At 57.8% G+C, this 19,406-nt stretch carries 18 protein-coding genes and 1 pseudogene; 7 read left to right on the top strand and 12 right to left on the bottom strand.

Going from position 1 to position 19,406, the window contains the following annotated elements; genetic code table 11:
- Positions 1-73: 73 nt before the first annotated feature.
- From ruvC to aspS, 4 genes are read right to left on the bottom strand one after another with little or no spacing between them, the layout of a single operon-like run.
- Positions 74-595: a crossover junction endodeoxyribonuclease RuvC gene (gene ruvC, locus ACKLKD_RS16060; RefSeq protein WP_025711101.1), complete on the bottom strand. Its 522-nt coding sequence runs from the start codon at positions 593-595 to the stop codon at positions 74-76.
- Between the two features lie 34 nt (positions 596-629).
- On the bottom strand, positions 630-1,370 hold the full coding sequence (locus ACKLKD_RS16055; RefSeq protein ID WP_002911459.1) for a YebC/PmpR family DNA-binding transcriptional regulator: 741 nt from the start codon (positions 1,368-1,370) through the stop codon (positions 630-632).
- Positions 1,371-1,397: 27 nt separating this feature from the next.
- Positions 1,398-1,841, bottom strand: a complete 444-nt coding sequence (nudB, locus tag ACKLKD_RS16050) for a dihydroneopterin triphosphate diphosphatase (protein WP_025711103.1) — start codon at positions 1,839-1,841, stop codon at positions 1,398-1,400.
- A 1-nt stretch (position 1,842) separates the two neighbouring features.
- Positions 1,843-3,630, bottom strand: coding sequence for an aspartate--tRNA ligase (aspS, locus tag ACKLKD_RS16045; RefSeq protein ID WP_087805312.1), 1,788 nt, complete (start codon positions 3,628-3,630; stop codon positions 1,843-1,845).
- A 267-nt stretch (positions 3,631-3,897) separates the two neighbouring features.
- On the opposite strand from aspS, the gene ACKLKD_RS16040 reads away from it, so the two are divergent.
- Genes ACKLKD_RS16040 through cmoB form a run of 5 tightly spaced genes read left to right on the top strand, consistent with a single transcriptional unit; the run spans position 3,898 to position 7,511 of the window.
- A complete protein-coding gene (locus ACKLKD_RS16040) occupies positions 3,898-4,464 on the top strand; it encodes a hydrolase (protein ID WP_025711105.1) in 567 nt (188 codons plus the stop codon).
- On the top strand, positions 4,461-5,279 hold the full coding sequence (locus tag ACKLKD_RS16035; protein WP_080896660.1) for a DUF72 domain-containing protein: 819 nt from the start codon (positions 4,461-4,463) through the stop codon (positions 5,277-5,279). Before ACKLKD_RS16040 ends, ACKLKD_RS16035 begins: the two co-directional genes overlap by 4 nt.
- Before the next feature lie 52 nt (positions 5,280-5,331).
- A complete protein-coding gene (locus tag ACKLKD_RS16030) occupies positions 5,332-5,727 on the top strand; it encodes an MAPEG family protein (protein WP_008804243.1) in 396 nt (131 codons plus the stop codon).
- Between the two features lie 39 nt (positions 5,728-5,766).
- Positions 5,767-6,510 carry a carboxy-S-adenosyl-L-methionine synthase CmoA gene (gene cmoA / locus ACKLKD_RS16025; protein ID WP_025711107.1) on the top strand — a complete coding sequence of 248 codons (744 nt, stop codon included), beginning with the start codon at positions 5,767-5,769 and terminating at the stop codon, positions 6,508-6,510.
- Positions 6,507-7,511, top strand: a complete 1,005-nt coding sequence (cmoB, locus tag ACKLKD_RS16020; protein ID WP_087805314.1) for a tRNA 5-methoxyuridine(34)/uridine 5-oxyacetic acid(34) synthase CmoB — start codon at positions 6,507-6,509, stop codon at positions 7,509-7,511. The genes cmoA and cmoB overlap by 4 nt, the downstream gene beginning before the upstream one ends.
- A gap of 80 nt (positions 7,512-7,591) precedes the next feature.
- Here cmoB and cutC read toward each other — a convergent pair whose 3' ends face one another.
- Both cutC and ACKLKD_RS16010 read right to left on the bottom strand, forming a co-directional pair.
- Positions 7,592-8,335: a copper homeostasis protein CutC gene (cutC, locus tag ACKLKD_RS16015; RefSeq protein ID WP_087805316.1), complete on the bottom strand. Its 744-nt coding sequence runs from the start codon at positions 8,333-8,335 to the stop codon at positions 7,592-7,594.
- 76 nt (positions 8,336-8,411) lie between these two features.
- Positions 8,412-8,981 carry a VOC family protein gene (locus ACKLKD_RS16010; protein WP_025711110.1) on the bottom strand — a complete coding sequence of 190 codons (570 nt, stop codon included), beginning with the start codon at positions 8,979-8,981 and terminating at the stop codon, positions 8,412-8,414.
- Positions 8,982-9,217: 236 nt separating this feature from the next.
- Here ACKLKD_RS16010 and argS point away from each other — a divergent pair, with 236 nt between their 5' ends.
- On the top strand, positions 9,218-10,951 hold the full coding sequence (gene argS, locus ACKLKD_RS16005) for an arginine--tRNA ligase (RefSeq protein ID WP_080924902.1): 1,734 nt from the start codon (positions 9,218-9,220) through the stop codon (positions 10,949-10,951).
- Positions 10,952-11,012: 61 nt separating this feature from the next.
- Here argS and ACKLKD_RS16000 read toward each other — a convergent pair whose 3' ends face one another.
- On the bottom strand, positions 11,013-12,152 hold the full coding sequence (locus tag ACKLKD_RS16000; protein ID WP_025711112.1) for a glycoside hydrolase family 88/105 protein: 1,140 nt from the start codon (positions 12,150-12,152) through the stop codon (positions 11,013-11,015).
- Between the two features lie 4 nt (positions 12,153-12,156).
- Positions 12,157-13,739 (bottom strand): annotated as a pseudogene (locus ACKLKD_RS15995) (MFS transporter).
- A gap of 352 nt (positions 13,740-14,091) precedes the next feature.
- Here ACKLKD_RS15995 and uspC point away from each other — a divergent pair.
- Positions 14,092-14,520, top strand: a complete 429-nt coding sequence (uspC, locus tag ACKLKD_RS15990) for a universal stress protein UspC (RefSeq protein WP_025711113.1) — start codon at positions 14,092-14,094, stop codon at positions 14,518-14,520.
- Between the two features lie 23 nt (positions 14,521-14,543).
- Here uspC and otsA read toward each other — a convergent pair whose 3' ends face one another.
- The 4 genes from otsA to araG all read right to left on the bottom strand — a co-directional run bounded on the left by otsA (position 14,544) and on the right by araG (position 19,402).
- Positions 14,544-15,968, bottom strand: a complete 1,425-nt coding sequence (gene otsA / locus ACKLKD_RS15985) for an alpha,alpha-trehalose-phosphate synthase (RefSeq protein ID WP_025711114.1) — start codon at positions 15,966-15,968, stop codon at positions 14,544-14,546.
- On the bottom strand, positions 15,943-16,731 hold the full coding sequence (gene otsB / locus ACKLKD_RS15980) for a trehalose-phosphatase (protein WP_025711115.1): 789 nt from the start codon (positions 16,729-16,731) through the stop codon (positions 15,943-15,945). The genes otsA and otsB overlap by 26 nt, the downstream gene beginning before the upstream one ends.
- Before the next feature lie 161 nt (positions 16,732-16,892).
- On the bottom strand, positions 16,893-17,873 hold the full coding sequence (gene araH / locus ACKLKD_RS15975) for an L-arabinose ABC transporter permease AraH (protein ID WP_004203438.1): 981 nt from the start codon (positions 17,871-17,873) through the stop codon (positions 16,893-16,895).
- A gap of 14 nt (positions 17,874-17,887) precedes the next feature.
- Positions 17,888-19,402, bottom strand: coding sequence for an L-arabinose ABC transporter ATP-binding protein AraG (gene araG, locus ACKLKD_RS15970; RefSeq protein WP_087805318.1), 1,515 nt, complete (start codon positions 19,400-19,402; stop codon positions 17,888-17,890).
- Positions 19,403-19,406 lie beyond the last annotated feature (4 nt).

The raw sequence follows: 19,406 nt of genomic DNA, 5'->3' as shown, positions 1-19,406 counted from the left end.
CTCCTGCGTTATGGTCTAAGTATCTGGCGGTATCATAAAAAAAGGCTGGATAGATATCCAGCCTGATTTGCGATTATCGTAAGCGCCCTCGCGCCAGATTAAGCCGGGTCTCGCTGATCTGAGCGACATTCTGGCTAACGTGGCAATGAGTGATGGCAATCGCCAGCGCATCCGCCGCATCCGCCTGCGGGTTAGCGGGCAGTTTGAGCAGGGTTCGCACCATGTGCTGGACCTGGCTCTTCTCGGCGCTGCCAATCCCGACAACGGTCTGCTTGACCTGGCGGGCGGCGTATTCAAACACCGGCAACGCCTGATTGGTCGCCGCGACGATGGCCACCCCGCGCGCCTGCCCGAGCTTTAACGCCGAGTCGGCATTTTTGGCCATAAAGACCTGCTCTATGGCGAAATAGTCGGGCTGGAACTGGGTGATGATCTCCGTCACCCCGGCGTAAATCAGCTTCAGCCGCGACGGCAGGTCGTCCACTTTGGTGCGGATGCACCCGCTGCCAAGGTAGCTCAACTGCCGTCCGACCTGGCGGATCACGCCATAACCGGTGACGCGCGACCCCGGGTCAATGCCGAGAATAATAGCCATCACGCGCCTCCGGTTAATCGTGGATGCGACAGCATCACAGGGTGGCTGCGACCTCGTCGGAGATCTCGCCGTTATGGTACACTTCCTGCACGTCGTCGCAGTCTTCCAGCATATCGATCAGACGCAGCAGCTTCGGCGCCGTCTCGGCATCCATATCCGCTTTGGTGGACGGGATCATCGACACTTCAGCAGCGTCGGCTTTCAGGCCAGCGGCTTCCAGCGCGTCGCGCACGGCGCCCATCTCTTCCCACGCGGTGTAGACGTCGATGGCGCCGTCGTCATAGGTCACCACGTCTTCTGCACCCGCTTCCAGCGCCGCTTCCATAATAGTGTCTTCATCGCCTTTCTCGAAGGAGATGACGCCTTTTTTGCTGAACAGGTAGGAGACGGAGCCGTCGGTACCGAGGTTACCACCGGTTTTGGTGAAGGCGTGACGCACTTCCGCAACGGTGCGGTTACGGTTGTCGGACAGACATTCCACCATCACCGCGGTGCCGCCAGGGCCATAACCTTCATAAATGATGGTTTCCATGTTCGCGTCTTCATCACCGCCGACGCCGCGCGCGATGGCGCGGTTCAGGGTGTCGCGGGTCATGTTGTTAGACAGCGCTTTATCAACGGCCGCACGCAGGCGCGGGTTGGAAGCCGGATCGCCGCCGCCCAGACGGGCTGCGGTGACCAGCTCGCGAATGATTTTCGTAAAGATTTTACCGCGTTTAGCATCCTGTGCCGCTTTGCGGTGTTTGGTGTTGGCCCATTTACTATGACCTGCCATAAAAAACTCTCCAAAAAGCGCGCCCTTTCAGGCGGCGTTAATTACAAATTCTTCAATCGCCTGCCGGTTGCTCCACGACTTGGTCAGCGCAGCGGCTTCCGTCGCGCTAACCCAGCGGTAGGCCAGATGTTCGGTGAAGGTAATCTCCCGCTCATGAGGCAGCGCAAGACAGAACCAAAATTCTGTATTGCGCTCCACGCCCGGCGCATAGCGATGACGCAAATGAGAAAATATCTCGAACTCCACCGTGCGCTGACAGTCGATTAAGGCCAGTTGCTCGCAGGCAACATCAATGGCGACCTCTTCCTTTACTTCACGCGCGGCGGCCTGCAGCGCGGTCTCTCCTGCTTCCAGGCTGCCGGTGACCGACTGCCAGAACGCGGGATCGTCGCGCCGCTGCAACATCAGCACCCGCTTCGTATCTTTGGCGTAAATCACCACCAGCACCGAAACGGGCAGCTTAAATGACATATTACTTGTTCTCCAGAGACGCTTTCGCCTCTTTCTCCACAACCTGAATACCCAGTTCACCAAGCGCAGTCGGATTGGCGAAGCTTGGCGCTTCGGTCATCAGACAAGCCGCGGCGGTGGTTTTCGGGAAGGCGATAACGTCGCGGATATTATCGGTACCGGTCAGCAGCATGGTCAGACGGTCAAGACCGAAGGCCAGGCCGGCATGCGGCGGGGTACCGTACTTCAGCGCATCCAGCAGGAAGCCGAATTTCTCACGCTGTTCCTGTTCGTTAATGCCCAGAATACCGAATACGGTCTGCTGCATATCGCCGCGGTGGATACGCACCGAACCGCCGCCGACTTCATAACCGTTAATGACCATATCATAGGCGTTCGCTACGGCCTCTTCCGGCGCGGCTTTCAGCTCATCCGCCGTCATATCTTTCGGCGAGGTGAACGGATGGTGCATCGCCGTCAGACCGCCTTCGCCGTCGTCTTCGAACATCGGGAAGTCGATCACCCACAGCGGCGCCCATTTGCTTTCGTCTGTCAGGCTCAGGTCTTTACCGAGCTTCAGACGCAGCGCGCCCAGCGCGTCGGCCACCACTTTCTTATTGTCAGCGCCGAAGAAGATCATATCGCCGTCCTGCGCGCCGGTGCGTTCAAGGATCGCTTCCACGATCTCCGCGGTCAGGAACTTCGCCACCGGACTGTTGATCCCGTCCATGCCTTTCGCACGCTCGGTCACTTTAATATAGGCCAGCCCCTTCGCGCCGTAGATCTTCACAAAGTTGCCGTATTCGTCAATCAGCTTGCGGGTCAGAGATGCCCCGCCCGGGACGCGCAGCGCCGCCACACGCCCTTTCGGATCGTTAGCCGGGCCGGCAAAGACCGCGAATTCCACAGACTTCAGCAGGTCGGCGACGTCCATCAGCTCCATTGGGTTACGCAGATCCGGTTTATCGGAGCCAAAGCGACGTTCGGCTTCGGCGAAGGTCATGATCGGGAAATCGCCCAGGTCGACGCCTTTCACTTCCAGCCACAGCTGACGCACCATCGCTTCCATGATCTCACGCACCTGCGGCGCGGTCATAAAGGAAGTTTCCACGTCGATCTGGGTAAATTCAGGCTGACGGTCGGCACGCAGGTCTTCATCGCGGAAGCATTTAACGATCTGATAATAGCGATCGAACCCGGACATCATCAGCAGCTGTTTGAACAGCTGCGGGGACTGCGGCAGCGCGTAGAATTTGCCTTTATGCACGCGGGAAGGCACGAGGTAATCGCGAGCGCCTTCCGGGGTGGCTTTGGTCAGCATCGGGGTTTCGATGTCGAGGAAGCCATGGTCGTCCATAAAGCGGCGCACAAAGCTGGTAATTTTCGCGCGGGTTTTCAGACGCTGCGCCATTTCCGGACGACGCAGGTCGAGGTAGCGGTATTTCAGACGCGCTTCTTCGGTGTTGACGTGATTGGAGTCCAGCGGCAGCGATTCTGAGCGGTTAATAATCGTCAGATCGGAGGCCAGCACTTCGATGGCGCCGGTGGCCATGTCCGCGTTGATGTTTTTCTCTTCACGCGCGCGGACGGTGCCAGTGACCTGAATGCAGAACTCATTACGCAGTTCAGAGGCTAATTTCAACGCATCCGCACGATCCGGGTCGAAAAACACCTGAACGATGCCTTCGCGGTCGCGCATATCGATAAAAATGAGGCTACCGAGATCGCGACGGCGGTTGACCCAACCACACAGAGTCACCTGCTGCCCAACGTGGGACTGTCGAAGCTGTCCGCAATATTCTGTACGCATGAGATATCCCTTAACTTAGCCGTCGGCGGATTGTCGTCTGCCCTGCAGGCGACGAGGTCGCAGCTTTAGCTGATGTCACAACTGAATGAAAAAAGGCGGCTATTATACTGGAAATTCTGTCGTTCGATAAGTCCGACGCACGATGTACGCTGCTTTGCTGCGCGCTTAACGTCTACACTCACATAAATTAACAATATTTGTTACCCTTTTGCAGAAGCCGCGCAGGTATTGTAGCCGCCTGACAACAGAAGAAGATACGGGGATACCATGTTAGAACTCAATGCAAAAAACACGGCGCTGGTGGTGATCGATCTGCAGGAAGGCATTCTGCCTTTTGCCGGTGGACCACATCGGGCTGATGAGGTGGTGGCGCGCGCCGCTCGCCTGGCAGACAAGTGCCGGCAACAGGGTTCGCCGGTCATCATGGTCCGCGTCGGCTGGTCCGCCGATTTCGCCGAAGCGCTGAAACAGCCTGTCGACGCTCAGGCCGGAGCACATACGCTACCCGAAAACTGGTGGACCTACCCGGCCACGCTCGGTAAGCAGGAGAGCGATATCGAAGTGACCAAACGCCAGTGGGGCGCGTTCTATGGCACCGACCTGGAGCTTCAGCTGCGCCGCCGCGGGATCGACACCATTATCCTCTGCGGTATCTCCACCAACATCGGCGTCGAATCCACCGCCCGCAACGCCTGGGAGCTGGGCTTTAACCTGGTCATCGCCGAAGATGCCTGCAGCGCCGCCTCCGCCGAGCAGCATCAGGGCAGCATGACGCATATTTTCCCGCGCATCGGCCGGGTGCGCAGCACCGAGGAGATCCTCGCCGCGTTATGATTTATATTGGGCTTCCCCAGTGGTCGCACCCGAAATGGGTGCGCCTTGGCATCACCAGCCTTGAAGAGTACGCCCGCCACTTCAATTGCGTGGAGGGCAACACCACCCTGTATGCGCTCCCGAAGCCAGAGATCGTCGCCCGCTGGTACGAACAGACCCACGATGACTTCCGTTTCTGCTTCAAATTCCCTGCCACTATCTCGCACCAGGCCGCGCTGCGCCATTGCGACGAGTTAAGCCGTGAATTTTTCGCCCGCCTGGCGCCGCTGGCCCCGCGCATCGGCCAGTACTGGCTGCAGCTGCCGGCAACCTTCGGTCCTCGCGATCTCCCCGCGTTATGGCAATTTCTCGACGGGCTGCCGAAGGATTTCACCTACGGCATCGAGGTTCGTCACCCCGAATTCTTCGCCAAAGGCGAAGCAGAGCAGCAGCTGAACCGCGGGCTGCACGAGCGCAACGTTAACCGCGTGATCCTCGACAGCCGCCCGGTTCACAGCGCCGTGGCCACCAGTCCGGCAATGATCGACGCGCAGAAAAAGAAACCCAAAGTGCCGGTGCATGCGGTGATGACCGCCCGGCAGCCAATGGTGCGCTTTATCGGCGGTGACGACATGGCTCACAACCGCGAACTGTTTCGCGTCTGGCTGCAGACCCTGCTAAAGTGGCATCAGTCCGGCACCCCGTGGCTGTTCCTGCATACCCCGGACATTGCTTTCGCCCCGACGCTGGTGGATACGCTGTGGAGCGATCTGCGCGCCGCCCTGCCGGCGGCAGGAAATGCGCCGTCGATACCGCAGCAATCCTCCCTTTTCTGATATCCTGCTATCATAATCGGAGCCATCTGACAGAGTTAAAGGGAGTTTTCGTATGGTCAGCGCGCTGTATGCCGTTTTAGGTGCGTTATTGTTAGTGAAGTTCTCATTTGACGTGGTGCGTTTGCGCACCCAGTACCATGTAGGCTACGGTGACGGTGGTTTCAGCGAGCTGCAGGTCGCCATTCGCGTTCATGGTAATGCCGTCGAATATGTACCGATTGGCCTGATTTTGCTGCTGTTTATGGAGATGAACGGCGCCCAGACCTGGATGGTGCACGTTTGCGGCATTTTATTGATTGTCGGGCGACTGATGCACTCCTGGGGTTTTCATCACCGCGTTTACCACTGGCGCCGCTCCGGCATGAGCGCCACCTGGTGCGCGTTGTTGCTGATGGTGCTGGCCAACCTCTGGTATATGCCCTGGGAGTTGGTTTTCTCCCTCCGTTAGCGCACAATACGCCGTTTTCGTTTTTTCGGGTTTAACGTTATGTCTCACCGCGATACGCTTTTTTCCGCGCCGATTGCCAGCCTCGGCGACTGGACCTTTGATGAACGGGTTGCTGAAGTCTTCCCCGATATGATCCAGCGCTCTGTGCCCGGCTACTCCAATATCATCTCGATGATCGGCATGCTGGCCGAGCGCTTCGTTCAGCCCAACACCCAGGTTTACGATCTTGGTTGTTCGCTGGGCGCCGCCACCCTCTCTGTGCGCCGCAATATTAGTCATCCGGGATGTCGCATTATCGCCATCGACAACTCTCCCGCGATGGTAGAGCGCTGCCGTCGCCATATTGACGCCTATAAAGCGCCGACGCCGGTCGAGGTTATTGAAGGGGATATCCGCGATGTGGCCATTGAAAACGCCTCGCTGGTGATCCTGAACTTTACCATTCAGTTCCTTGAGCCGGGCGATCGCCAGGCGATCCTCAATAAAGTCTATCAGGGGCTTAATCCGGGCGGCGCACTGGTGCTCTCGGAGAAATTCAGCTTCGAAGACGCCCACGTCGGCGAGCTGCTGTTCAATATGCATCATGATTTTAAACGCGCGAACGGCTACAGCGAGCTGGAGATCAGCCAGAAGCGCAGCATGCTGGAAAACGTGATGCTGACGGACTCCGTGGAAACCCATAAAAAACGCCTGCGTCAGGCTGGGTTCGAACATGCCGAACTGTGGTTCCAGTGCTTTAACTTTGGCTCGCTGGTGGCAGTAAAATCCGGGGAGCAGGCATGATCGACTTCAGTAACTTCTATCAGCTGATCGCCAAAAGCCCGCTGTCTCACTGGCTGGAAACGCTGCCTGCCCAGGTAGCCGCCTGGCAGCGCGAGGCCCTGCACGGCAAGTTTCGCGAATGGGAGCGCGCCGTTGAATTTCTGCCGGAGTTAACGCCCTGCCGTCTGGACCTTCTGCACAGCGTCACCGCCGAGAGCGAAACGCCGCTCAGCGAAGGCCATCAGCTGCGGATAGAAAATCTGCTTAAAAACCTGATGCCGTGGCGCAAAGGCCCTTATTCGCTGTACGGCATTAATATCGATACCGAATGGCGTTCCGACTGGAAATGGGAGCGCGTTCTGCCGCACCTGTCCGATCTCACCGGGCGGACTATCCTGGACGTGGGCTGCGGCAGCGGCTATCACATGTGGCGGATGATCGGCGCCGGCGCACATCTGGCGGTCGGCATCGATCCCACCCAGCTGTTCCTGTGCCAGTTTGAAGCGGTGCGTAAGCTGCTCGGCAACGACCAGCGGGCGCATCTGCTGCCGCTGGGTATCGAGCAATTGCCGGCGCTGGAAGCTTTTGACACCGTGTTCTCGATGGGCGTGCTCTACCATCGCCGCTCGCCGCTGGATCACCTGTGGCAGTTGAAAGATCAGCTGGCGCCGGGGGGCGAGCTGGTGCTGGAGACGCTGGTGGTCGAAGGGGATGAAAATACGGTGCTGGTTCCGGGCGACCGCTATGCGCAAATGCGCAACGTCTATTTTATTCCTTCGGCGGCGGCCCTGAAAATGTGGCTGGAGAAGTGCGGATTTATTGACGTGCGCATCGTCGACGCCTGCGTCACCTCGACAGAGGAGCAGCGGCGCACCGAATGGATGACGACCGAATCGCTGGCCGATTTCCTCGATCCACAGGATCAGAGCAAAACGGTGGAAGGCTATCCGGCTCCGCTGCGCGCAGTGATAATTGCCACCAAACCGGAAACCCAGCAGTCGCTGGCGAAAAAGGCGAGATAAAAAAAGGCCCCTGTTTAATGGGCAGGGGCCTGGTACGGGCAATCATCATATTGGGCGACATGATGTGCAGCAAAAATCGTTTAACGTCTCCAGGCGGAAATCATCTTTTTCATCTCCGCCACCGCTTCGCCATTGACGGCGTAGCGCCTGTATTCGTCTGCATCGGGATCGGCTGACATCGAAACGCCCGGATGACGAAAGCGCATTTCCGATGGTAACCACTGGCCTGCCGAGCTATGAACCTCTTTCACCCCCGCCTGCAGAAACAGCGGCAGGTTCGCGGCGCGGACTCCCGCACCGGCCATAATGATTGGAGTATCCCCTGCGGCAATAAGTTCCGTAATTAATGAAATACCTTTCTCTGCCGAGGATTGCTGACCGGAAGTCAGGATACGTTTGACCCCCAGGTTACCCAGCGTATTCCAGGCCTGACGCGGGTCGGCGCACAGATCGAACGCACGATGAAAGGTCACCGCCAGCGGTCCTGCCGCGGCCATTATTTTTTTCATCCGCGGGATATCGACCTGGCCATCGGCATTCAGTACGCCGGTCACCACCCCGGGAAAGCCGAGCTCCCGCACCATGTGAATATCGCTAAGCATCGCGGCGAACTCCTCTTCGGTGTAGCAGAAATCGCCGCCGCGCGGGCGAACGATCGGATGCACCGGGAGGGTAATCGCCTCGCGGACCGAGACCAGCACCCCGTAAGACGGCGTTAGTCCCCCTTCCTGCGGCGCGGCACAAAGTTCAATACGGTCAGCGCCGCAGCGCTCAGCCTCCCGGGCGCACGCCATGCTGTAGCAACACACTTCCAGTACCGCCATTCCTCTCTCCCTGCTCCAGACAACCTTTGCAGCATGTCATGATTTCACGCGGCAGACGCCGCGCCGCTTCACAGTGTTACCTATCGGCTTGCTCGCTGGCGACGATTTGTTCTATGGACCACGGATGAAATTTTATCGTCACGCTGCCATCCGTTACCGCCAGGGTGGGATTCGGCAGGCGCTCGCGTTCCCCTTTCGGCGAGCTGGTTTTGACGACAATTCCCGGCTGGCCAAGCCCATCATCGGCCAGCAGCGCCAGCGCGCGGGCATTTAAGGTTGCCGGATCGCCGGGCAGGACAATTTCAATATGCTCCCAGCCTTCATGGGGATAACGCTTTTCACCCGGCCACGGCAGCTCAACGATATGGAAGCGCCAGTGCGCCACGCAGACCGGCTCCGCCAGCTTGAACAGGCAGATAGGCCGGCCGTTGATCATATTCTCCGACAGCAGGGTTCCGCACTGTTCCAGACCGCGGCGCCAGCGTTCCGCGGTGGTATTCTGATGACAGCGCAGGGAGATATGGTCGGCGTCGAGTCCAGCGATCTCCAGTCCCAGTCGCGCAGCGAAGCGCTGCAGCGCTTCGGAAAATCGCGGGAGATCCGCCGTAATATCGGCCAGTTGTTCAATCTGCTGCCAGTTCGCCATGGGTTTGCTCGTCACTTATGTTCGTCAATAATAAAAAGGCTAATCTACCGTGTTTCGGCCTGCGGACCAACCGCCGTCCTGCTGATGGGCAACTGAACGGCGATGGATTGCGCACGCCGCCACGCCGCGCGCAATGCTGACGGACGGGGACAAATGCAGTATACTCCCGCCCTAATTTGTCCACATTCCGGCGCCGCCTCCCTCGGGGGCTGGCGCATTACACGTAAGGTATTCCGGTGAATATTCAGGCTCTTCTCTCAGAAAAAGTCAGCCAGGCCCTGATCGCGGCAGGTGCGCCTGCCGATTGCGAACCTCAGGTCCGCCAGTCAGCAAAAGTTCAGTTCGGTGACTATCAGGCCAACGGCGTGATGGCTGTCGCCAAAAAACTGGGCATGGCGCCGCGACAACTTGCAGAGCAGGTACTGTCTCATCTTGACCTCAACGGCATTGCCAGTAAGGTTGAAATCGCCGGGCCGGGCTTTATCAATATTTTCCTCGACCCCGCGTTCCTGGCGGACAATGTCAACCGCGCGCTGCAGTCTGAGCGCCTGGGCGTCACAACCCCACAGGCGCAGACCATCGTCGTCGACTACTCGGCGCCCAACGTGGCGAAAGAGATGCACGTCGGCCATCTGCGGTCGACCATCATCGGCGATGCCTCGGTCCGTACCCTGGAGTTCCTTGGCCACAAGGTGATCCGCGCCAACCACGTCGGCGACTGGGGCACCCAGTTCGGCATGCTGATCGCGTATCTGGAAAAACAGCAGCAGGAAAACGCGGGTGAAATGGCCCTGGCCGATCTCGAAGGGTTCTATCGCGAAGCGAAAAAGCACTACGACGAAGACGAAGCCTTCGCCGAGCGCGCGCGCAGCTATGTTGTTAAGCTGCAGGGCGGCGATGAGTACTTCCTGCAGATGTGGCGTAAGCTGGTCGACATCACCATGTCGCAGAACCAGATCACCTACGATCGCCTGAATGTGACGCTGACCCGCGATGACGTGATGGGTGAAAGCCTGTACAACCCGATGCTGCCGGGGATCGTCGCCGATCTGAAAGCCAAAGGGCTGGCCGTCGAGAGCGAAGGCGCCACCGTGGTGTTCCTTGATGAGTATAAAAACAAGGAAGGCGAACCGATGGGCGTCATCATCCAGAAAAAGGATGGCGGCTACCTCTATACCACCACCGATATCGCCTGCGCGAAGTATCGCTATGAAACGCTGCACGCCGACCGCGTGCTCTATTACATCGACTCCCGTCAGCACCAGCACCTGATGCAGGCGTGGACCATCGTGCGTAAAGCAGGCTACGTGCCGGACGCAGTGCCGCTGGAGCACCATATGTTCGGCATGATGCTGGGTAAAGACGGCAAGCCGTTTAAAACCCGCGCCGGCGGCACCGTGAAGCTGGCGGATCTGCTGGACGAAGCGCTGGAGCGCGCCCGCCGCCTGGTGGCGGAGAAGAATCCGGATATGCCGGCTGACGAGCTGGAAAATCTGGCGAAAGTAGTGGGCATCGGTGCGGTGAAATATGCCGACCTGTCGAAAAACCGCACCACCGACTACGTTTTCGACTGGGATAATATGCTGGCGTTCGAAGGCAACACCGCACCGTATATGCAATATGCCTATACCCGCGTGCTCTCCGTCTTCCGTAAAGCCGGCATCGACGAAAACGCGCTGATCGATGCACCAGTGGTCATCGCCGAAGATCGCGAAGCCCAGTTGGCCGCGCGCCTGCTGCAGTTTGAAGAGACCCTCTCCGTGGTCGCTCGCGAAGGGACGCCGCATGTGATGTGCGCCTACCTGTACGATCTGGCGGGGCTGTTCTCCGGCTTCTACGAGCACTGCCCGATCCTCAGCGCGGAAAGCGAAGAGACCCGCAACAGCCGCCTGAAGCTGGCGCTGCTGACGGCGAAAACCCTCAAACTGGGCCTCGATACCTTGGGTATCGAAACCGTAGAGCGTATGTAATAAGCAACCCGGCGAAAGCCGGGTTAGTTTTATTCACCGCCCCGCCAGCGGGGCCTCCTGCTCAGAAATACTTGCGCAGATACTCCGTCAGACAAAGGATCGCCATCGCCTGGCCATAGGGCATCGAGGTAAGCGGGATCTGGCGATAAAAATCGAGGTCTGACCCCATCCCGGTGCCAAACGAGGTCTGCAGCAGCTCTCCCTCAGGTGAAATATTCCGCACAATCCCGCGAATCGCTTTTTCCGCCACCCCGGCATAGTGCTGGCCGACGTAACGCTTGCGCACCGCTTTGAGAATGCCGTAGGCAAAGCCGGCGGTCGCCGAGGCCTCAGGATATGAGTGCGGATCGTCCAGCAGGGTATGCCACAGGCCGCTGTCGTCCTGACATTTCGCTAAGGCAGCAATCTGCGCGTTGAGTACCGCCATCAAATAGCGCCGTACCGCGTTCCCCTCGGGGAGATCCACCAGCTCCAGAAAATCCGGGATCACCATGGTAAGCCAGCTGTTGCCCCGCGCCCAGCGCGCCCGGGCAAAGTTATGCCGCCCCTCATAGCTCCAGCCGTGAAACCACAGCCCGGTCTCCCGGTCCATCAGGTTCTGCACATGGAGCAGGAACTGATAGGTCGCCTCCTCCACATACTGCGGACGATTGAGCAGCTTGCCAATTTTGGCTAACGGCAGCACGGTCATCATCAGGGTGTCATCCCATATTTGCTGATGGTTCTCCTCTGCCAGAGTGATGTGTTGCATCCCGCCCTGCTCGGTGCGCGGCATCTCATGCATCGCCCACTCCGCCCAGCTCTCCAGCCACGGCAGATACGCCCTCCGTCCTGTTTCTTCAAAACGATACGCCAGCGTCAGAAACGGCGCCATGGTGTTGACGTTTTTGGTCGTCGCTCCCTCGGCAAAACGCTCGTCAAACCAGCGGTCGATGATATCGCGCATCTCGATGTCACCGGTTTGCTGATAATACTGATAAATGCCGTACAGCCCGACGCCGTGGGTCCACTCCCAGCCGGCCCAGCCTTTGGTATCGATAACGCGCCCGTCATCCAGACGCAGTAGAAACTGCCCGCTCTCATCCTTGATATTCACCAGATTTTGCGTCACGTTGCGGATCAGCGCCTGCAGTTCGCTGCGGGCGATAAAACGCTCAGGCTGACACAGTAAGGGGCTATGTTTGACCGGCCAAACTTTCATGTTGTTAACCTCGGGTGTATGTCGAATTGAAAGCGCCGCCCTGGGTGAGCGCCGGGGCAGCAGGTTTATGACGATTCAGATAGCCAATATTGTTATTGCCCCACAGGCAGTCGTAAGGCATCCCCGCCAGCATCTCGACCACCGCGCGGTGTTCCGCACGGGTCTGTTCCGGCTGGGCACTGCCGAGATCGCGCATTCTGAGGGTTTCACTACGCAGGATGCTGTGGGTGTGCAGGTTAAGCTTGAAGCGTAGCGAGACGAGGAAGCCGCAGGCTAACACCACTACTGTGCCGACGCTGAGGATCAGCAGAATGGTATGGCTCACCCCTTCAGGCTGTATTTTTTGCCCGGAGACAAACCCCGACAGCTGCATGATGATACCCACCAGCATTACCGCCCCCGCCTGCGAGGCTTTGCGGGTCAGCGTCATGATGCCGGCAAAAATCCCCTCCCGGCGCTGGCCGGTGATCGCTTCATCGACGTCGGCAATATAGGTGTAGGTATTCCACGGCACATAGTTAATGCCGCCGCGTCCCAGTCCGGCAACAGCCGAGATGAGCAGCAATAATGAGTAGACATCGCTCAGCCCGGCGTAATAGAGCAGCGCATACGAGAGCGAGCTCAGACCAAACAGAACCACCACCATGCGGTAGGACGGCGCGGGGCCAAAGCGAATGCACAGCGGGATCATGGCGATCACCGCGATAAACTGAAAGATAGCCATCGTTCCCAGCAGATTCGAGGCGACAGAGGCTTCCTGCATCAGAACAAAGACCACGTAATAGGTAAACACGGCATTGAAGACATCCTGGGCGATATAGCCCCCCAGATACATGCCAAGGTGCTGGCGGAAAATTTTTATCCGCAGCGTGGAGCTCAGCTCAATAATCAGACGATTGAGGCTCTGGCCGAGGGTTAAGTTCTGTTTTTCCGCCTCCGCCCGCAGCGCCGCCTCTGACCACGCTTCACGCGGCCGCTCCCAGGTGAAACACCAGACGAAGGTCAGCATCACCGCGCACAGGACCGAGAACACCAGACTGGCATAAAAGAACGAGCTGGCATTATCTTTGCCGAGCCAGGTCAGCAGGATCCCCGGCAGAAAGGAGGCTAAAATCGCCGACATCTGCGCCATCGAAATACGCGCGCCGGAGAATTTGGTTTTCTGTTTAAAGTCATCGGTCATTTCCGGCACCAGCGTCTCGTAGGGCACCAGAATCATGGTATAGACCATATCAAACAGCAGATAGGTGACCAGGTAGTACCAAAAGCCCATCTCGCCGACCCACATCGCGAGTAGCTGAATACACACGGGATGCCGAGCAGAATAAAGAATTTTCTGCGGCCGAAACGCTTGCCAAGCCAGGTGGTGCCGAAGTTATCGGTGAGAAAGCCCATCAGCGGGCTCACCACCGCATCCAGCACGCGGGCAGTAGCGAAAATAAGCGTGGCCTCTATTGGGGTGAGTCCGCAGAAGGTGGTGTAAAAGTAGAGCAGCCATGCGGCGGTAAGCGCCGTCGTGCCGGCGCCGAGAAAATCGCCCGCGCCGTAGGCCAGGTAGTTAGCCAGTCCAATTTTTCGTGTTTTCATCGTCGTGATCCTGTGTCTTTTTTTAAAAGAACGCCGACAATCTTTCCGGATTTTTTACCGGAAGGGAGTGGGTACCTGGCTACACTAAAAGCAGCGAAACGACGTTACCTTTGCGCTTTTGCCATGAAAAAGCCGCCAGTGGCAAAGAGACAAAGAGACGCCCTCTTCACTTCACTCATTTATAAAACAGCATTTCTTTTTACTCAAAAGATTGGTCCATTTTAATGATATCACCGTGAAATCACGCACAGGCGAAGAGGCTCGCAAATCCCAGGTGTGGCGCTTGCGCAGCCGGGGAAACAGGAGTAAAGAAGGAAAGGAAGGGTTATTCCGCGTATCTCAAGGAGGCCAGATGCCTTATTCACATCTGCTGGTTGCCGTCGCACCAACGCCGGAGAGTCAGATATTAATTAAAAAAGCGGTGTCGATCGCCCGCCCCGTTAATGCGAAGGTGAGCTTTATCACCCTCGCCACGGATCCGGAGATGTATAACCAGTTTGCGGCGCCGATGATGGAAAATCTGCGCGAACTGATGCAGGAAGAGACGCGTGATTTTCTCAACGAGCTGGCTCGCCACGCGGACTACCCAATAGAAAAAATGACCATCGCCTGTGGCGAACTGGGCCATCATATTAAGGACTTTTGCCGGTCAAACCAGGTCGACCTGGTGATCTGCGGCAATCACAACCATTCCCTGTTCTCGCGCGCTACCTGCTCAGCGAAAAGTATCGTTGGCAGCTGCGGCGTCGATGTCCTGCTGGTTTCCCTTGAAAAGGGCTAACACCGGTTAGCCCTTATCCTGACCTAGGCCAGTTTAGGGAAAGTGGCTATCTTCCCCCGCAGACGGCTCTCCTCGCTGCGCGGCGAAATATGCTGCAAATCCTCGACAAAGCGCGCCTGCCAGTTATGAATATCATTCTCTCTGATCACGTCCAGCATCGCGGAATGACGGGCGATACGTTCCGCCAGCGGCATGCTGAGCGCGCGATCCAGCGCGGCGGCAACCTCGTCGCGATCGTAAGGGTTGACGATCAGGGCGCTGGTCAACTCCTGCGCCGCCCCGGCAAATTGCGACAGCACCAGGACGCCAGGGTTATCCGGATCCTGCGCCGCAACGTATTCCTTCGCCACCAGGTTCATACCATCGCGTAGCGGTGTCACCAGCCCGACGTCAGAGTAGCGGAAGACCTTCATCAGCAGCTTACGGTCAAAATGCTGGTTCAGGTAGTAGAGCGGAGTCCAGCCAAGCTGACCAAACTGGCCATTGATGCGTCCGGCTGCGGTTTCCAGTTGATGGCGGATATCCTGATAGGCCTGCACATCGCCGCGGGACGTCGGTGCGATCTGGGTGTAACGGATCTTGCCGTGGTGCTGAGGGTACTTCTCGAGCAGCGTCTCGTAGGCGAGGAATCGCTCCGGCAACCCTTTCGAGTAGTCAAGGCGCTCCACGGAGAAGATATTCTTCACATTTTTCAGCTCATTTTTCAGCTGGGCCAGCTTCGGCGGCAGGGGGCCTTTGGCGTTGCGCGTAATCTCGTCTGGATCGATGCCAATCGGATAAACTTCGGTGCTGAAGGCTTTACCCCACGCCTGATAACGTTTATCGCCGAGCTCGGAGAGCCGGGTCTGCATGGCAACACTGTCAAGGAAGGCGGTTCTGTCGCTTTCGGTCTGGAAGCCCAACAGGTCGTAATCGCACAGTTGCTCAAGCAGCTCGGCGTGCGGTGGCAGCGCGTTAAAAATCTCCGGCGTCGGGAACGGAATATGCAGGAAGAAACCGATGCGGTTGTTGACTCCGCGCTGACGCAGCTCGCTGGCGAAAGGCAGCAGATGGTAATCATGGATCCACAGCGTATCTTCAGGCTCAATCAACGGCAGAAGCTTGTCCGCCAACATCGCATTGACCCGCTGATACCCCTCCCAGGCTTCGCGCTGGAAGCTGACCAGGTCAAGGCGATAGTGGAAGGCCGGCCACAGCACGGCATTGGAAAACTGGTTGTAGTATTCATCATGGTCCCGCTCATTGAGGTTGAACGACGCCCATGAAATATTCCCGCGGGAGACCTGCTTCAGCGGCTGCTGGTCATCGCCAATTTCGCCGCTCCAGCCAAACCACAGACCCCCCGCCGCTTTCAGTGCCCCCAGGATGCCGACGGCCAGGCCGCCTGCGCTCGATTTTTTATCGTCCGGTAAGGCGATACGGTTAGAGACTACGACTAAACGACTCATGGTCATCCCTCCTTTCGGTTTGCGCGTCATACGCCAGATGTTGCAACCACGTCCTTACAGCGGCGGCATCCGCCAACCGCCAGTGCGCCTGAGTTTCCCCGGCGCCTACTTTGACCGACATTCCCTGCAGTTGATTAACTACGGTGAACCCCGCTTCGTCGGTCAAGTCATCGCCGACAAAAACCGGTTCACGGCCGGCAAACGGCGCCTCCTGCATGAACGCAGTAATCGCCTCCCCTTTATTCACCCCCCGGGGTTTAATCTCCACCACGCACTTGCCAAGCTGAAGCGCCAGCAACGGGTAGCGCTGAACAATGCGTTGCGCCAGCTCCAGCACAGCGCTTTGCTGTTGCGGGGCCTGGCGATAGTGCAGGGCGAAAGCCATCTCTTTACTCTCCAGCTCGCATCCCGGGAGCGCTTCCAGCGCCGAGGTGAGCTCAGACGCGATCTCATCGCGCAGCGCCGACGGCAGAGAGACGATATAGGTTTTTCCATTGATATCACGGCGCTCGGCCCCGTGAACACCGGCCAGCGGTAGCCGCCAGGGATGGGTTAGCGCGTCAAGTTCAGCCATTGAGCGCCCTGAAATCAATGCCACTGCGCCCCCCTGCTGCTGGGCTAGCGCGTTGAGCGCCTGCAGCGTGTTGTCAGGTATCACCACCTGATCGGGGTGCGGCTGGATATCGGCAAGAGTACCGTCGAGGTCAAAGAAAAAGGCGTAGTTTCCGGTTAGCGCAGGCGGTACAGATATCTGGTTATCCACCCTGTTTCCTCCTTATCATGGCCAGCCGAAGCTGGTTGTTAATTATATGTTAGCCATGTAAGTATAGACAGTGTGACCAACCTCGCCATTTTTGATAGTTACCGCCAGCGAAACGGGCGCTGGCGGCAATTAGTCTGTATACTTAAAAGTTCGGCTTAATTTCAGGCCGCACGTTTGGCTTTTTGTTTGTAACGGTCAAAGATTACCGCCGCCAGCAGGATCACCCCGCGCACGACGTATTGTGAGAAAGGCGAGATGTTCAGCAGGTTCATCGCATTCTCCACGGTGCCAAGGATCAGGATCCCGGCGACCACATAAGAGATCTTGCCGATCCCGCCTTTCAGTGATACTCCGCCCAGCACACAGGCCGAAATCACAATCAGCTCATAGCCAATCGAGGTCATTGGCTGGCCGCTGGTCATGCGCGACGCCAGAATGATGCCCGCCGCCGCCGATACCAGACCGGAGAGCACAAAGATAATAATCTTGGTGCGTACCACCGGGACACCGGCCAGACGCGCGGCTTCTTCGTTGCCACCAATAGCCAGCGTATTACGGCCAAAGGTGGTTTTGTTTAGTAATAATCCGAAAACCACCAAGCAGGCGACGGTCAGCCAGATAGGCGCCGGCAAACCAAACCAGTTGGCGTAGCCGAGGGTAAAGAAACGCTCATCTTCGATCCCTACCGCTTTACCATCGGAAATAATATAGGCCAGGCCGCGAACAATCTGCATGGTGGCCAACGTGGTGATCAGGGCGTTAATTTTCAGGCGCGCAATCACAAAACCGTTAACCAGGCCACTGACCGCGCCTAACAGCAGGCCAGCGGCAATCCCCAGCCACAGGCTTTCGCTCAGGTTAATCACCACCGCGGTAGTGACCCCGGCACAGGCGATAACCGACGCCACCGACAGGTCGAAATCCCCGGAAGCCAGGCAGAAGAGCATACCGCAGGCCACCATTCCGGACATCGAGATCGCCAGCCCCAGCCCCTTCATGTTGACGAATGAGGCAAAGTTGGGCACAAAAATTACGCAGCCGATAAACAGCACCGCAAACACCACCAGCATGCCAAACTGATCCCAGATACGGGCAAAGCTAAAGGCAGAGCGGGTAGCGCCGGACGTAGTCACTGATGACATCATTTACTCCTTACTCAGGCGACAGCCTGACTCACTTTTGGCATTGCAAGGCTTAACGCCTGCTGTTCATTGGCATCTTCATGCAGCAGTTCGCCGGCGATTTGCCCTTCGCGCATCACCACGATGCGGTCGGCAACGCCCAGCACTTCCGGCAGATCGCTGGAGGCAAACACCACGGCGACACCGGAGGCGGCGAGACCATATATCACGTTGTAAATTTCATGTTTGGCGCCGACGTCGATGCCGCGAGTGGGCTCGTCGAGCAGGATCACCTTCATCTCTTCCGACAGCCAGCGGCCAAGGATCGCTTTCTGCTGGTTGCCGCCGGACAGGTTCATGATTAGCTGTTCCGGGCCAGGCGTTTTTATGTTCAGCGACTGGATATGCTGAGCGGCATTGTCCGCCTCCCAGGCGTTGTTAATCAGGCAGCCAGCATGGATATGTTTGCGCCGGGCGCTGATATTGATGTTGTCGCGCACCGAGTGAACCGGAATAATCCCGTCGGCTTTACGATCTTCCGGGCACAGCATCATGCCAGCCTGGATGGCCTGGGCCGGTTTGCGGATGTCGACAGGCTGGCCATCGATATACACCTGACCGCCGGTGATCCGGGTGCCGCCAAATAAGCCTTTCATCAGCTCGCTGCGCCCGGCGCCCACCAGCCCGAACAGGCCGACGATTTCGCCACTGCGTACCGAGAGACTGATCGGCGTACGCACGCCCGGAGCTTTGACCTCCTCCAGGCGCAGCCGCTCTTCGCCGTACGGTCGTGACTTCCAGCCATATATATCGCCCAGGTTGCGTCCCACCATCGCCTGGACCAGCGCGTCGTGGCTGACGCTCGCCATATCGTCAAAGGTGCAGACATAGCGGCCATCCTTAAAGACGGTGATGGCATCGCTGAGCGCAAAAATTTCTTCCATCCGGTGTGAAACATAAATGATGACCCGGCCCTCTTCCCGCAGCTCGCGGATAACGCGAAACAGGTTGTCGATCTCCCGGGCGGAGAGCGAACTGGTCGGTTCATCGAAAGCAATGATCTTGGCGTTACGCGCCAGCGCTTTGGCAATCTCCACCATCTGCCACTGGCCAATAGAGAGATACTTCAGCGGCGTTTCGGGGTCGATATCCAGCCCCAGATGTTCCAGCTGCAGACGAGCCTCATAGTTGAGCAGCGAGCGATTGACGATGCCGCCTCTGTGCGGCAGTTGGCCAAGATAGATATTTTCGGCGACGGTCATCTCCGGGATCAGATGCAGCTCCTGGTAGATAATCGCCACGCCGGCGTTCAGCGCCTCCATGGTATTGGAGAACGCCATCTGCTGGCCGCCGATCTGCAAATGGCCTGCGGTCGGGATGTAGTTGCCACTGAGAATTTTCAGCAGCGTCGATTTGCCTGCGCCATTTTCACCCATCAGGGCGTGGACCTGTCCGGGATAACAGTCAAAACTGATATCGGACAACGCCTTCACGCCGGGGAATGTCATGGTGATGCCGCGAAATGAGAGATAAGGGGTAGACTGTTGCATAACG

Source organism: Klebsiella sp. 10982 (genome assembly GCF_048589245.1).
GTDB classification, from domain to species: domain Bacteria; phylum Pseudomonadota; class Gammaproteobacteria; order Enterobacterales; family Enterobacteriaceae; genus Klebsiella; species Klebsiella quasivariicola.
Note: the sequence above shows the minus strand (reverse complement) of the source record. Positions and strands in the feature narration are given on the sequence as shown.

What these genes read in the sequence shown, in the direction of transcription:
- ruvC (WP_025711101.1), bottom strand. Translation starts at nt 595, where the DNA reads ATGGCTATTATTCTCGGCATTGACCCGGGGTCGCGCGTCACCGGTTAT.
- uspC (WP_025711113.1), top strand. Translation starts at nt 14,092, where the DNA reads ATGCCTTATTCACATCTGCTGGTTGCCGTCGCACCAACGCCGGAGAGT.
- cmoB (WP_087805314.1), top strand. Translation starts at nt 6,507, where the DNA reads ATGATCGACTTCAGTAACTTCTATCAGCTGATCGCCAAAAGCCCGCTG.
- nudB (WP_025711103.1), bottom strand. Translation starts at nt 1,841, where the DNA reads ATGTCATTTAAGCTGCCCGTTTCGGTGCTGGTGGTGATTTACGCCAAA.
- ACKLKD_RS16035 (WP_080896660.1), top strand. Translation starts at nt 4,461, where the DNA reads ATGATTTATATTGGGCTTCCCCAGTGGTCGCACCCGAAATGGGTGCGC.
- ACKLKD_RS16040 (WP_025711105.1), top strand. Translation starts at nt 3,898, where the DNA reads ATGTTAGAACTCAATGCAAAAAACACGGCGCTGGTGGTGATCGATCTG.
- otsA (WP_025711114.1), bottom strand. Translation starts at nt 15,968, where the DNA reads ATGAGTCGTTTAGTCGTAGTCTCTAACCGTATCGCCTTACCGGACGAT.
- araG (WP_087805318.1), bottom strand. Translation starts at nt 19,402, where the DNA reads ATGCAACAGTCTACCCCTTATCTCTCATTTCGCGGCATCACCATGACA.
- ACKLKD_RS16010 (WP_025711110.1), bottom strand. Translation starts at nt 8,981, where the DNA reads ATGGCGAACTGGCAGCAGATTGAACAACTGGCCGATATTACGGCGGAT.
- araH (WP_004203438.1), bottom strand. Translation starts at nt 17,873, where the DNA reads ATGTCATCAGTGACTACGTCCGGCGCTACCCGCTCTGCCTTTAGCTTT.
- aspS (WP_087805312.1), bottom strand. Translation starts at nt 3,630, where the DNA reads ATGCGTACAGAATATTGCGGACAGCTTCGACAGTCCCACGTTGGGCAG.
- ACKLKD_RS16055 (WP_002911459.1), bottom strand. Translation starts at nt 1,370, where the DNA reads ATGGCAGGTCATAGTAAATGGGCCAACACCAAACACCGCAAAGCGGCA.
- ACKLKD_RS16000 (WP_025711112.1), bottom strand. Translation starts at nt 12,152, where the DNA reads ATGAAAGTTTGGCCGGTCAAACATAGCCCCTTACTGTGTCAGCCTGAG.
- cmoA (WP_025711107.1), top strand. Translation starts at nt 5,767, where the DNA reads ATGTCTCACCGCGATACGCTTTTTTCCGCGCCGATTGCCAGCCTCGGC.
- cutC (WP_087805316.1), bottom strand. Translation starts at nt 8,335, where the DNA reads ATGGCGGTACTGGAAGTGTGTTGCTACAGCATGGCGTGCGCCCGGGAG.
- ACKLKD_RS16030 (WP_008804243.1), top strand. Translation starts at nt 5,332, where the DNA reads ATGGTCAGCGCGCTGTATGCCGTTTTAGGTGCGTTATTGTTAGTGAAG.